This is a genomic window from Bdellovibrionales bacterium, assembly GCA_018266295.1.
GTDB lineage: Bacteria > Bdellovibrionota > Bdellovibrionia > Bdellovibrionales > Bdellovibrionaceae > JACMRP01.
Genome location: JAFEAQ010000011.1, coordinates 840958 through 854329 on the forward strand (window position 1 = coordinate 840958; position 13372 = coordinate 854329).

General features: G+C 47.4%; 12 protein-coding genes. 1 reads left to right on the top strand and 11 read right to left on the bottom strand.

What is annotated here, in order from left to right:
- Window positions 1–28: 28 nt before the first annotated feature.
- Window positions 29–334: a cupin domain-containing protein gene (locus JSU04_12855; protein MBS1971190.1), complete on the top strand. Its 306-nt coding sequence runs from the start codon at window positions 29–31 to the stop codon at window positions 332–334.
- A gap of 81 nt (window positions 335–415) precedes the next feature.
- On the opposite strand, the gene JSU04_12860 is transcribed toward JSU04_12855, so the two are convergent.
- The 11 genes from JSU04_12860 to carB all read right to left on the bottom strand — a co-directional run bounded on the left by JSU04_12860 (window position 416) and on the right by carB (window position 13356).
- Window positions 416–1747, bottom strand: a complete 1332-nt coding sequence (locus JSU04_12860; protein MBS1971191.1) for a replication-associated recombination protein A — start codon at window positions 1745–1747, stop codon at window positions 416–418.
- A 38-nt stretch (window positions 1748–1785) separates the two neighbouring features.
- The gene (locus tag JSU04_12865; protein ID MBS1971192.1) at window positions 1786–2370 is read right to left on the bottom strand and encodes a hypothetical protein; all 585 of its coding nucleotides are present in this window, start codon (window positions 2368–2370) and stop codon (window positions 1786–1788) included.
- A gap of 2 nt (window positions 2371–2372) precedes the next feature.
- Entirely contained in the window at window positions 2373–4640 is a 2268-nt protein-coding gene (pilQ, locus tag JSU04_12870; GenBank protein ID MBS1971193.1) for a type IV pilus secretin PilQ, read from the bottom strand.
- Window positions 4641–4665: 25 nt separating this feature from the next.
- Window positions 4666–5388, bottom strand: coding sequence for a pilus assembly protein PilP (locus tag JSU04_12875; GenBank protein MBS1971194.1), 723 nt, complete (start codon window positions 5386–5388; stop codon window positions 4666–4668).
- 32 nt (window positions 5389–5420) lie between these two features.
- Complete coding sequence (pilO, locus tag JSU04_12880) at window positions 5421–6044, bottom strand: type 4a pilus biogenesis protein PilO (protein ID MBS1971195.1); 624 nt, start codon at window positions 6042–6044, stop codon at window positions 5421–5423.
- Entirely contained in the window at window positions 6041–6655 is a 615-nt protein-coding gene (locus JSU04_12885; GenBank protein MBS1971196.1) for a PilN domain-containing protein, read from the bottom strand. The genes pilO and JSU04_12885 overlap by 4 nt, the downstream gene beginning before the upstream one ends.
- Window positions 6655–7710: a type IV pilus assembly protein PilM gene (pilM, locus tag JSU04_12890; GenBank protein MBS1971197.1), complete on the bottom strand. Its 1056-nt coding sequence runs from the start codon at window positions 7708–7710 to the stop codon at window positions 6655–6657. Before pilM ends, JSU04_12885 begins: the two co-directional genes overlap by 1 nt.
- A gap of 132 nt (window positions 7711–7842) precedes the next feature.
- Window positions 7843–8634 carry a prepilin peptidase gene (locus JSU04_12895; protein MBS1971198.1) on the bottom strand — a complete coding sequence of 264 codons (792 nt, stop codon included), beginning with the start codon at window positions 8632–8634 and terminating at the stop codon, window positions 7843–7845.
- Window positions 8627–9346 (bottom strand): ABC transporter permease, encoded by a 720-nt coding sequence (locus JSU04_12900; GenBank protein ID MBS1971199.1) that lies wholly within the window; start codon window positions 9344–9346, stop codon window positions 8627–8629. Before JSU04_12900 ends, JSU04_12895 begins: the two co-directional genes overlap by 8 nt.
- A 38-nt stretch (window positions 9347–9384) precedes the next feature.
- A complete protein-coding gene (locus JSU04_12905; GenBank protein MBS1971200.1) occupies window positions 9385–10128 on the bottom strand; it encodes an ABC transporter ATP-binding protein in 744 nt (247 codons plus the stop codon).
- A 30-nt stretch (window positions 10129–10158) separates the two neighbouring features.
- On the bottom strand, window positions 10159–13356 hold the full coding sequence (carB, locus tag JSU04_12910) for a carbamoyl-phosphate synthase large subunit (GenBank protein MBS1971201.1): 3198 nt from the start codon (window positions 13354–13356) through the stop codon (window positions 10159–10161).
- Between the last annotated feature and the right edge of the window lie 16 nt (window positions 13357–13372).

Below are 13372 nucleotides of genomic sequence, written 5' to 3' on the forward strand. Positions count from 1 at the left end.
TAGTAATCGCTCATTGTCCGGAGAAGACATGTTAATCACACGCTGGCAGGCCCCACTAACGCCGAATAAATCTCAAGCTCACATGATCCTCGAGTCAGAAGGGCTTGAACCTTACGAAGAAATCTATGATCCACAAATGAAAGTGCATGAGCACCGTCACCCCTTCTGCGAAGTTCGTCTTATCGTAGAAGGCGAACTTCTTTTTAATATCTCGGGGAATCAGTTCCTACTGAGACCGGGGGATCGCGTGGAAGTACCGGCGAATACAAAGCACTCCCATACAGCCCAAGGCAACGGGACCTGCGTTTGCGTCTGCGCCCAAAGGGCTATCTAAAAACAACATATATAGTAAATAAAAAGGCCAGGGTTTCCTGGCCTTTTTATTTTTTCGTCAACGCTTCGGGGGCGAAATATATTATGGCTTCTTCTCTTTTCGCACCCACTGAAGATATTCCTTCAATGATTTTTCAAATCCACGCGTAGATGGGTCGTAGAACCTCTTATCCTCTAGTCCCTCTGGTAAATAGCTTTGTTCTACCCAGGCATTTTCAAAATTATGTGGGTATTTGTACTCCTTGCCGTAGCCCAGCTCTTTTGAAAGTGCTGTTTTTGAGGAGCGTAAATGCAATGGAATGGGCAGTGTCTTTGTTTCCTTTACGATCTCACGGGCATCATTCAACGCCATATAAGAACGATTTGATTTTGGGCAAGACGCCAAATAGGTGGTGACCTGCGCCAGGGTAATGGCCGCTTCTGGAAGGCCGATAGCCTCTACTGCCTGGAGGCCTGCGACCGCGAGCGAGAGGCCTCGAGGGTCGGCGTTTCCGATATCTTCTGAAGCGAGGATAATTAACCGACGGGCAATAAAAACGGGGTCTTCTCCACCTTCTAGCATACGAGCCATGTAGTAAATGGCGGCATCGGGATCGCTTCCGCGGACACTCTTAATAAATGCTGAGATCACATCGTAGTGCATTTCAGAAGATTTGTCGTAGCCAAGCGGGCTCATTTGAAGGAGCTCCCGCAGGGACTCGAGATCTAGCGGGAAACTCGGCTGCTCGACCTGCGAATCTGGGCTTTTTTCAAATCGGTAGTAATCAAAAATGATCTCCAGTGAGTTGATAAGGCGGCGAGCATCGCCATCGGCGATCTCTAGGAGATTCTTGCGGGCCTCGGGTTTCAAGAGGTTTTCGCATGTCACCTCATAGAAACGGCAGACCTTATCAACGATGGATTGCAACTGATCCGTAGTTAGTCGCTCAAACACCACAACACGGCTTCGACTGAGAAGGGCTTTGTTCAGCTCATAGCTCGGATTTTCCGTCGTTGCTCCAATGAGGATAAGATCGCCTTTTTCCACATAGGGAAGAAGGACGTCTTGCTGGCCTTTATTAAAACGATGGATTTCATCGACAAAAAGAAGTGTTTTCTGGTTGTACTGAAGGCGGCGCTCGCGACCGGCCTCGCCGACTTCACGAAGTGCCTTGGCGCCTGAATCTACGGCGTTGAGATTTACGAAGTGTGCCTGGATATGTTGAGCCAGGGCGAGAGCGAATGTCGTTTTACCGGTTCCAGGAGGCCCCCAAATAATGAGGCTTGGGACCATGCCCTTGCGAAGCATTTGGCCGAGCTTGGAGCGAGGACCAATAGTTTTTTCTTGGCCAATGATTTCATCAAGGTTCTTGGGGCGCAAGACCTCGGAAAGCGGAGCGGACGTTTGAGATTGAGCGGCTGAAAAAAGATCCATGCGGGAAGAAATAGTCCAGGTCTTCCCGCTTGGCAAATCTATTGATAGAGAAGTCTGAGTTGCGTTTTCGCTTTAAACGGTGTTTCGTCGCCGTTTGGAGACTTTTGGAAGCCCTTCACCGTCATTGTACCAGAAGCAGTAAAGGTTTTCTTAGGATCTGGAACTGCAGCTCCACCACAACGGATACGACAGAGAGAAGCTGTCTGCCTCAGTGTTGGAGTCGTCGCGTTCGAAGCGGGCGCGAGCGAACCATCCCAACTAGTTCCATCTGTAAAGTTATAGAAGAGAGCTAATAACTCATCCCCTGAGATCGAGCAATTATACGCAAATGCACCACTCGCAAATTCGAAATCGATAGATACAACATACGCCGTATCCGTCAAATTCTTCCAGGCAAGTGTCGCTCCTTGGTAATTGAAATAATACCCAGTGATATCTTGCGTAACAGTAGTCTGCGGGTTCTTAGAGACAGCAACAATATTTGTACAAGACTGTGCAGAGGCATTGATTAGATAAGAGGTCGTTCCTGTTGGCGTGACCACAAGATCGCTGTCCTGAGCCTTACTACAACTCAATGCAGATAAAAGCATACAGGAGATGGCAATGAATTTTAAGCTATTCATAATTATTCTCCTCCTGCATGAGTTCCGCCGCCCTCAGCTTGCGCCAAGATTCTCGGAGTTAAGAAAATTAAAAGCTCCGAGCGCTGCTTATCTGTGCTAGTTCCTTTGAACAATGCGCCTAGAACTGGAATATCTTTTAACCAAGGAACACCCGTAATACCCTCAGTAACGTCAGAGCGATAGATACCGCCAATCACTGCCGTTTGACCGTTCTTCACGATCACACGAGTATTCGCTTCGCGGCTATTCACTGAGAAAGTATCATCTGTTGTGCTCACCGCAGCCCCTTTGATCTGACGGTTTACGCCCACTTTCATTATAACAGTTCCTTCGCCTGTTACCTGTGGAGTTACCTCAAGTTTCAGGGTTAGTGGCTTAAATTGATACGTTACAATCGGCTGACCATTTGGTTGTGGCGTCAGTGTCTTAACCGGCAACTCATTGGTTTGGCTGATATCCGCTTTTTCATTTGAAAGCGTTACGATTCTTGGCGAGGAAAGAACCTTTACCTTCTCCTCTTTCTCAAAAAGAGCCAATGAGGCAGAGATATCACCAAAGACGTCCAAGGTACCCACATTCAAGCCGAAGCCTAAACCGCCCGGTGTATTTGTCGCCGAACCTACAGACAAGTTGGGACGGAGGTTTACTGGGCCATTAGCACCATTACCAATTTGTACATCAGAACCGGTAAAGCTCCACTGAACACCAACAGTTCTTTGGAAGCTATCCAAAGCTTCTACAATCTTACCCTCGATCAATACTTGAGGCGGAGCTGCATCCAACCCTTGGATGAGCTTCATAACACGATTGAGACTCTCTTCAACGTCCGTTACAACAATAGTACTCGTACGCATATCACTAACGACTTTTCCTCTTTCTGTGAGGAAGTCTTTAATTTTTTTATCGAGCTCATCAACCTTTGCGTATGAAATGTTGAATGCACGAACTTTGAGGGGCTCGATATTCTTACGAGCCAATGCAAGTTTCGTTGCATCGTCCTCTTCCTTACGAAGTTCTTCAAGAGGGACAATACGCAAAACGTTTCCTTGGCGGCTGTATCCAAGTTTACGCGCTTTCATGATGACTACGAGCGCTTGGTCCCATGGAACCTGACGGAGCTTCAGGCTGATATTGCCCTTCACGTCGTCTGTGATAACCATGTTCACGCCGCTCTCTTCAGTGATGAACTTCAAGGCATCACGAACATCGATATTGCTAGTTTCGATAGAGATTTTGCGCCCGTAGAATTTTGTATTACCTGACAAGAATTCTTCGAGAGATTGGCTCGCGAGGATCTTATTACTATTAAGATCTACGTTCACTTCACCTTCACCCTTTGTCATAGAAGACTGCTCACCATCATCGTCACCGTGATGAGCTGCACCGGCGTCTGCCACCATTTCACCACCATGACCGGAGCTCACGATAAGAAGAGCGTTGCCTTCTTGCTGAACTGTCGGCTCGCCGAAACCATCACGCATTTGAATAACAATGCGAGAAGTTTTTGAGCCCGGGCTCTGATAAGCGTCAACAGCACCGACGGCACCTTTGATATCTTTAGTATTCAAAGTTCTCTTCAGACGCTTTGGCAGATTTGAATTTTGAATTTCAACAATGTACTGCTTCAGATCTGGATTGACACGAGTTGTGTAGTTGAGCGGACCATTTCCTTCAACAATGACGGTACCACCATTGTCGTTTGCCTTGAATTTCAAACCTGTGATATCCACAGCGCGCTCGCCTGAAGATTGAACTACCGGCTGCTCAGGCGCTGGAACCGGAGCAGTTTCTTCCACAACCGCTGGAGGAGGAGGCTCTTCAGCTGCTGGCGGAGCCATCGGCTCTTCGATAGCCGGAGGCGGTGGCTCCTGTGCCACTTGTTTTTCCTCGACAGGTGGCATTTCCGGTGGCGGAGCCTGCTCTGCTGGAGCCTGAGGCTGCAGCTCATTCTTGGCCTGTGCATCCAAATCATCATTGGCAAACTGCTTATCTGCGGAGCTTGCCTGATTCATCTCTTCTTCAAGAGCGAGATCTGGATCTTTGCTAGAGGACGATGATTGAGCTTGAGACCCGCCCTTATTACTGCTTCCATTGTCAGCATTATCAAAGTCCGCGAAATCATCCGAAGAGGATGAGCCGGAGCTTGAAGAGCCGTTATTAGAGTAGGACTCGGTCGTAAGAGAATCGTCTTCTTCAGTTTGCTGAGACGCGCAGCTCAACAACGACGATGCCAAAGCCCCTATGATCATCAGTCTAATGAATCCTTTCATTAGTTCCTCCTGATTCTATGCGAACCTATTTCTTAAGTTCGAGTATCTTAACTTCTTTAGTCTGGACGCCTTCATTTTCAATAGTCTCAACAACTACGATCTCGCCCTCACGGATGGCGACAACCTGCCCTGAGTTACGTCCAATTTTTGTACTTTTACCAATCATATACATCTTGCCATCCGGGTCTTTAACCATCGCTTTTGGATGGCGGATCTCCCACATGATGGCGACGACATTAAAACGGTCTAGATCCCATCTTTGAAGAGGATCTGACATATCCACCATTTTCGCCGGTCCCGTATTCGTCGGAGTCGGGCGATAAGTACGGTATGGCTTAAATGGATCACGACGGCCCGTCGGATCGTAAGTGTACTGATCGTCCGAAGCAAACTGCGGAACTATAGGCACGCTAGACTCCATAGGAGGCGGAGGTGCTACACTTCCCGGCGCGGTCGCCGGCACCATCGGCGGAGTGCCCCCGGCAGCCGGCGGAACATTTGGCGGAGGAGGAGGCGGTGCGGCCTCTGCGTTTGCCGGTACCTGTGGCGGCTGAGTTGGTGGAGGCGGAATATTTCCTCCCCCTTGAGGCGCCTGCTGTGTCTCCTGCATAAACTCAGGTGGCAAATCCCCCGGAGATGGCGGTTCCATCTTCTGAGCTCCGGCACCTGCTGGTGGGGTTTGCGTATGCCCCGGAGTCATGAATTTCAAACTCATAAAGAAGGCCACCCACAGACCTACCGAAGCCATCACAATGTATGTAATCACCCAGCGTGTTGACTTCACTCAGCCTGCCCTTGTGGATTTGCGGGAGCTGCAGCAGCTCCTTCTTTTGCTTTCTCTGGCTCAGGTGCAAGTTTGTAACTTACGACTTGGCCTTCGAAACGCAGAGGTTTTTCTTTCGCATCATCTTGCGCTACCACGGAAAAGTTTAATACGCGTGTTAAGCGTTCAAGATTCGAGGTTAAAAATACAAACTGCGCTATTTGTGAATAACTGCCCTCTAAAGTCACATCGACAGGCAACTCTTCGACGACTTCTTTTTTTGTCACCGTGCCCGGCTTCTTAAGCTTAACACTGACTCCCGCCATTTTTGCGACGCTATCGATACCCCGAATCATTTCAGAGGATTTCAAATCGGAAGGAAGCTTTTTTGCGATAAAAGCATACTGTTCACTCAGTTTACCGACAGCATCCTTCATACGCGCTTCTTCTGCCAAAGTTGCTTCCGTATCTTTTTTCTTTGTTTCCGCTTGTTGAAGCTGACCAGACAATGCTGCAATCTGCGCCTCAAGAGCCGAACCATCGTCATACATCATAAAGTAGTAAGCCAGCCCCACCATCAATCCGATGACAAGTGCTTTTCCATTCGACAGCCCTGCTAGTTTTTCAAATAGCTGATTCATGGACGTGGCCCCATCTTTTCTAAGACACAACTAATTTCAAACTTTTTTAACGTCATACCTTCTTGGATATGCTCGCTGGAGCTTACAAGAACCACTTCCTGCAAGAAAACGCTTTTAGACAAGGAATCCATAAAGGTAGAAATATCGATATCACTGGTAGAAAATCCCGCGAGAAGAACTTTGCCTTCTTTAATGTCTACGCGAGTAAACCAAACTCTCTCTGGAATAACCTGCTGGAAAAGATCAAGAACTTTAACCTCGCGGAAGCGATCCTTAGCAAGCTTTTCGAGAACTGTGATGCGTGCTTGGATTTTCTTTTCATCTTCTTTAAATTTTTTTATCTCTTGAACTGAGTTTTCTGCTTTTGCATTAAAGGCTTGAAGCTCAGTGAGAGCGTTCTGCTTACGAGCAAGCTCGGTTCGAATATTTGGGATATTTTGCTGTTCGTAAAAATAAAGGCCAATGGGAGCTAGCAAAATAACTAGCAACTTGACCAGCGCATCCTTGCGGACTTGTTCTGTGACGACGATTTCACCGCCGCCCTCGGCGGAGCCGCCGCCTCCGCCACCGCTGGAAATTGGTCTTGAGGTTGCTAAGTTAATACGAATCATTAGCCATCCCCCAGCTTGCGCATACCTAGGCCGGTCGCAATAGCGGCAAAATGACTGATTTGACTCAAGTATTCACGAGAGAATTTTTTTGGATTCGCTTTTATTTTTGCAAACGGATTAAATGGCTCAAACGGGATCCCCGTCACACGTGAGACGTTGTCGATCAAGCCCGTGGTCGATGAACTGCCACCTGTGTAAAAACAGCGGGTCAAAGTAAGGCCGTTTGTTGTCGCACTCAAGAAGTCGAGACTGTTACGAACCTCTTCTGTTACCATGTCATTCGTAGATGTAATAATACTATGAACTTCCGCCGGAACCTCTCCGCGACGAGAGACCGCACTCAATTTCAAGGCCTCGGCTTCTTGAGAGGAAATACCAAGGCTCTTGTGAATCTCGTTCGTGTAGTTCAAGCCGCCCACAGGAATATCGCGGCAAAAAACCACATCGCCGTTATGGATCACCACAAAGTTAGTGATCGAAGCACCAAAATTTAAAATGCCGACGACATCACGAGTGAATTTTCCGTAATTCGCTTCAAAACAGTTTGCGAGGGCAAAACCGCTCACATCCAAAACGCTGCATTTTAGGCCTGTGGCTTCAACCACTGCAGAGTATTGAAATACGAGTTCGTTCTGAGCGGCGATCAACAATAAATCAATGGTGTCCTCGGAAGAGCTTGTTCCAAGAACGTGGTGGGCAAGACTGATGTTATTGATATCGAAAGGAATATATTGTTCAGCTTCGAAACGGATCTGATCTTGAATGAGTTTCGGATCCATTTTAGGAATGGTGATTTTCTTAACGATAACCGCTGTTCCCCACATGCCGGTAGAGACATGCTTTCTCTTGGTACCGATCTCGCCAATGAGACCTTGTACAGCGATACCCACTGAAGTGATGTCAGAGATCTCGCCGGCCGCGACAGAATTAGCAGGCGTCGGCGCAAATCCAAAAGAATTGAGCTGAGCCCCGCCACGCGAGACATCGAGTTCTGCAATTTTGATAGAACTCGTTCCAATGTCGAGTCCTAAAACTTTTTTAGACGGAAAAAGCATGTTTTATAGCCACCACTTCAGACTCTGGTCTAAAAAATAAAATACTTAGTTAAGGCCTATAACCAAATATTTAGACGCAGGTCTAATAGTAAAATTATTTCTGTACGGAGCACGAATGTCAAACGAGTGGGTCTAGCTAAAGGCTGGAAGAAACAGATTAAAATACCACAGGGCTATAGTCTGGCCGCCAAACATGTAGATAACTGCACCAAGGGCTAGATACGGACCGAAGGGAATCATCGTTTTCAAACCTTCTTTTTGTTTTCTCGCGAGAATAAGCCCTACGACACTACCGATAATCGCAGAAGTCATAATCACAAATGGGACTGCCTTCCATCCCATGACAGCTCCGATCCAAGCTAAAAGCTTAATATCGCCGCCGCCCATGCCCTCTTGCTTGGTGAAAACATAATACAGATAGGCCATCGCCCAAAGAAATCCGCCCCCCATAAGAACTCCAAGAAGTGCGTCTAAAAATTCTCGGTGAGGATTCAGCCACGCTCCAATGAGCCCTATCACAATGCCAGACAATGTAAATTCATCCGGAAGAATCATGTGATCAAAATCAATGAAAACGCAACAAACGAGAGGGAATATGAACAGCAACGCTTCCAGCAAATTCCAAGTAAGGCCTAGATAAAAATAAGCCAAAGTAAATAAACTGGCTGTCAGCAGCTCGACAAAAAAGTAGCGGAAAGAAAATTTAGCGCCACAGTGGCGGCATTTGCCGCGCAGAATGAGCCATGAAATCATAGGAATATTGTCGTACCAAGCCACATTTTTTCCGCAGTTTTGACAATGACTGCGCGGAGTAACGATACTCTCGCCTTTCGGCATACGATAGATAATGACATTGGCAAAACTGCCAAAGCAGGCCCCGAAAAGAAAGAATACGACGTAGAAAAATCCGTCTAAATCAGACAATGTCTCTTCTCCTAAAAATAAGGCAGGCGAAGACAAAGACAATCAATGCCCAGCCAAAAGAATGTGCAATCATCCACAGAACATCCTGGCTATCAAAACCGAGCTCGAGGAAGTAATAACTTTTCCAATTGAAACGGAAAAGATTTGGCGTCACCCAAGTCACAACTTTCACGGCATTAATAAAGATCATGTCCTTACTTTTTTCAGCAAAAAACTGCAAATCAGGAATCCACTGACCGAGCATCAGAATACCGAAGGCCATCAAAAGGGCTAAAACTGGGCGTACAACTGTGCTAAAAAAGATAACGAGCGATAAGGCGATGGCGGCCTCAAACCAAATCGAAGAGAGTATAACGAAAAAACTGCTGAAACTAGGACTCGCACCCAAAAGAAGGTACAGGACGATCCCCAAAGCCAAAACCATTAACGTGTTTAAGACAAGAATACCGGTTACTTTTCCCATGATAAATTGATCTCGGGAGATAGGGCGCGCCAATACCAGCAACAACGTCTGCTTCTCGATTTCTTTTGAAATCAAAAAGGCACCTGCAAAAAGCGAAATACCGACAGAGGCTACTTCAATCGCAGTAAATCCAAGATTGGCTAAAATTCGTTGCTGTTCACTAAAAGAGAGTGCCCCCAGCAGAAGGCTAATTCCAAAAAGAACCGCCGCCATAAAGACAATCACGATGAACAAGCGCTCACGAATCATCTCTTGAAGGGTCGTCTTAGCAATTACTAAAACCTTTTTCACGACACCCCTCCCTCTTTAACCTCTTTGGCAAAGCGGAAAGCGTCCTCAAGACTCGTGTACTGCTTCATAAATGGCGTGAGATCGCCGTCGTATATAACGATTCCCTTATTAATGACAACCAAGTGAGAGCAAAGCTCTTCCATGTCCTGCAATAAGTGGCTACTAAAAAACAAGCTAGTTCCGCGCTTGGCCTCATCACGGAGAATATCTTTTACCAAGCCACGACCGTCGGGATCTAGACCTGACATTGGCTCATCCAAAATAAGCAAATCAGGCTTATTGAGAATCGCTTGTGCGATCCCTACCCTTTGCAACATCCCTTTGGAGTATTGACGAAGTTTTTTATCTCGAGCCTCGAACAGATCGACCCGTTTCAAGGCCTCATGGGCGCGGTCGATAAAATCTTTCTCGGAGTCCTGTACGAGATTCCAATGCAGACGAAGAAACTCCATCCCGCTCAAAAATTCGTACAAATAGGGGCGCTCTGGCAAATAGCCAATACGTCGTTTGGCATCGAGGTCCAGGGGTTTACCGAAAAAGAGGATTTCCCCGGAGTCTGGCCGCATGAAATCAAGCATGCACTTAATTGAAGTTGTTTTCCCGGAGCCATTGCTTCCAACAAAACCTGTGGTCTCGCCGGAGGGGAGGGAAAAGGTTACGTCCTTCAGAACATGGCGGGGCTTTTCAAACAACCCGCCAGGAAATGTTTTATTTAACTTCTTCACTTCTAGAATAGCCATGAAGCTATTTTAGACAGATTCGATAGATTTTCAAATAAAGACTTCTGTAGCCCTCAAAGGCTGGACATCGCTTTGACCTGTTCTTGCTTTTCTAAGGGCTAGAACAAAGGCTTCAGCGGCATCACTTTCGGTCAAGCACGGAATGCTATAGTCCGTACATGCCCGACGGATATCGAAACTTGCTTCGATCGCACGACGGCCGGCTGTCGTATTGATAACCAAACTGACATGACCTGAGCGAATTCTATCCACACAGTGAGGACGGCCTTCATCGACTTTACGAAGCGCCAGACATTGAACGCCTTTCTGATTAAAGTAGGCGGCTGTCCCTGACGTTGCTGAAATCGTGTAGCCCATCTTCACCAAAATACGGGCCAAGCCAAGCAAGCTCTCTTTATCTTTATCACGCAAGGAGAAGAAGACTTCGCCTTTTTGCGGAAGAGAAACATTGCTCGAAATAAAGGCTTTCATAAGAGCTTCGGCATAGTCATTACCACGCCCCATGCTCTCGCCCGTCGATTTCATTTCTGGACCAAGAATAGAATCGGCCTCTGGGAATTTCTTGAATGGGAAGACAACACCCTTCACAGAAACCGTCGAAGTGTCTCGCCATTGGAGATTCTCAAGTTTCAACTGTGATTTGGTCACTCCACAGACGGCAGCAACACCCAAGTCAATCAACGGAATGCCCGTCGCTTTTGCAATAAACGGAACCGAACGGGAACTACGCGGATTGGCTTCTAGAACGTAGATCAAATCGTTTTTAATCGCCAACTGCAGATTCAGATGGCCGATGACTTTCAAGCGTTCAGCGAGCTGAATACTTAAGAGCTCAATGCGCTCACACGTAGACTCTTTCAAACGCTGTGGAGGCAAAACCCCCATACTATCGCCAGAGTGTACGCCGGCCGCTTCGATATGTTCAACGATGCCGCCGATCAGAGTCCAATCCAGGCCACGAACCAAGTCCACGTCCACTTCAAGAGCTCCAACCAAGAACTGATCAATCAGGCAAGGACGCTCAGCGGAGATAAAGTCACGATGACGTTCAAAGTAGCTTTGCAGCTCTTCACGATTCTCAACTACTTCCATGCGACGACCACCAAGAACATAGCTTGGGCGAAGAATCATCGGATAGCCGACAAGAGTTTCTTTTGCCAGGGCCTCGTCGAGGTTTGCTGCCATTGCCGAATTTGGAATTTTCAAATCAAGTTCGCGGCAGATTTTGCTGAAAAGACCGCGGTCTTCAGCCAACTCAATGGTCTCGAGGTTTGAACCCAAGACTGTGAAACCGGCCTTTTGCAGCTCCGGCGCCAAGTTGATTGGAGTTTGACCACCCAACTGAGTGACAAAGCCCATGGGCTTCGCGTAGCGCATAATCTCGATCAAGCTCTCCGCAGTGAGAGGTTCGAAGAACAAAACGTCCGAAGTATCGTAGTCTGTCGACACAGTCTCAGGATTCGAATTCACCATGATGACCGGATAGCCGGCTTTTTGGAATGCCTTCACCCCACGAACACAAGAGTAATCGAACTCAATCCCCTGCCCGATGCGATTTGGCCCGCTACCGATAAGTACAACCGGATTTTTGCCTTTCAAAGGCACGCTCTTATTGAACCAGTAGGAAGAGTAAAAATAAGGTGTTGAAGATTCAAACTCGCCTGCGCAAGTATCCACCTGCTGGAAGCGAGGATGAAGATCGTGCTTATCACGCAGATCGCGAAGATCTTGCTCTGTTTTGCCAACAAGAGCCGCTAAACGCGCGTCACTAAAACCTTTGCGTTTTGCTTCAAGCAAGAGGTCTTTATTTGCAGGACTGAATTCGGTTTTAAATTTCTTTTCAAACAACACCAACGCTTCGATTTGTTCGAGGAACCAAGGGTTGATCTGAGTCAAATCCTGCACTTCAGCGACCGTCTTACCTTCACGGAAGCTCTGGAAGAGATGATAAATACGCTGACTGTTCGGATAAGAAAGTTTATCGATAGAAAGAGTCACATCAGGGACGCCCTGCGGAGTTTTCTCCATCGAGCAAAGAGCCTTCATCAAAGACTCTTGTAAAGTGCGGCCGATCCCCATGACTTCGCCGACGCTCTTCATTTGTGTATTCAAAGTATCTTTTGAGCCAGGGAACTTCTCGAAAGCAAAGCGAGGAATCTTAGTAACAACGTAATCCAACGCCGGCTCATAGCAAGAAGGCGTCGTCTTTGTGATATCGTTGCGGATCTCATCTAAGCGGTAGCCAATTGCCAACATCGCTGCAATCTTGGCAATCGGAAAGCCCGTTGCTTTACTCGCAAGCGCAGAAGAGCGACTCACGCGCGGATTCATTTCAATCACCACGCGTTCACCCGTCGTCGGATGAGTCGCGAATTGAATATTCGCGCCACCTGTCGCCAGACCGACTTCATTGATGATTTTGTAAGCTTCATCACGCATGGATTGATATTCTTGATCGCTCAACGTCTGCTGAGGTGCTACGGTGATGCTGTCACCCGTGTGAACTCCACATGGATCCAGATTTTCAATCGTACAAACAACAACGAAAGAGCCCGCAGCATCGCGCATGACTTCAAGTTCATACTCTTTCCAACCGAGAATGCTTTCTTCAACAAGAACTTCCGATGTGGGACTTTCATGGAGAGCGCCTACCAACATTTTTTGGTAAGCTTCAGGCGTGTAAGCGATACCGCCGCCGCCCCCACCCAATGTGTAGTTCGGACGCAAAATGAGAGGGTAACCGAGCTCATCAGCTACCTGCTGACCTTGCTCGTAAGTGCGAACCATGTGGCTCTTTGGATACTTCGCACCGACTTTGTCGAGGATGCCGCGGAAAATTTCGCGGTCTTCGGCAGCTTCAATCACCGTCGGAGTCGCACCCAAAAGTTCTACTTTGTACTTTTCAAGAATTCCCTGCTTGTGCAACGCAAGCGCAAGATTCAAGGCAGTTTGACCACCAAGAGTCGGGATCACCGCATCCGGCTTTTCTTTAGCGATAATTTTTTCGAGGAAATCGACTTTAAGTGGTTCAACATAAACACGTGTTGCCACTTCGGGGTCTGTCATGATCGTCGCAGGGTTCGAGTTCACCAGGATGACTTCGAGTCCTTCTTTCATGAGCGCCTTACAGGCTTGGGTTCCGGAATAGTCAAATTCACAGGCTTGGCCGATAACAATGGGGCCGCTACCGATAATCAAGACTCTTTTAATATCAGCTCTGCGAGGCAAGGAAGACTCCTATGGT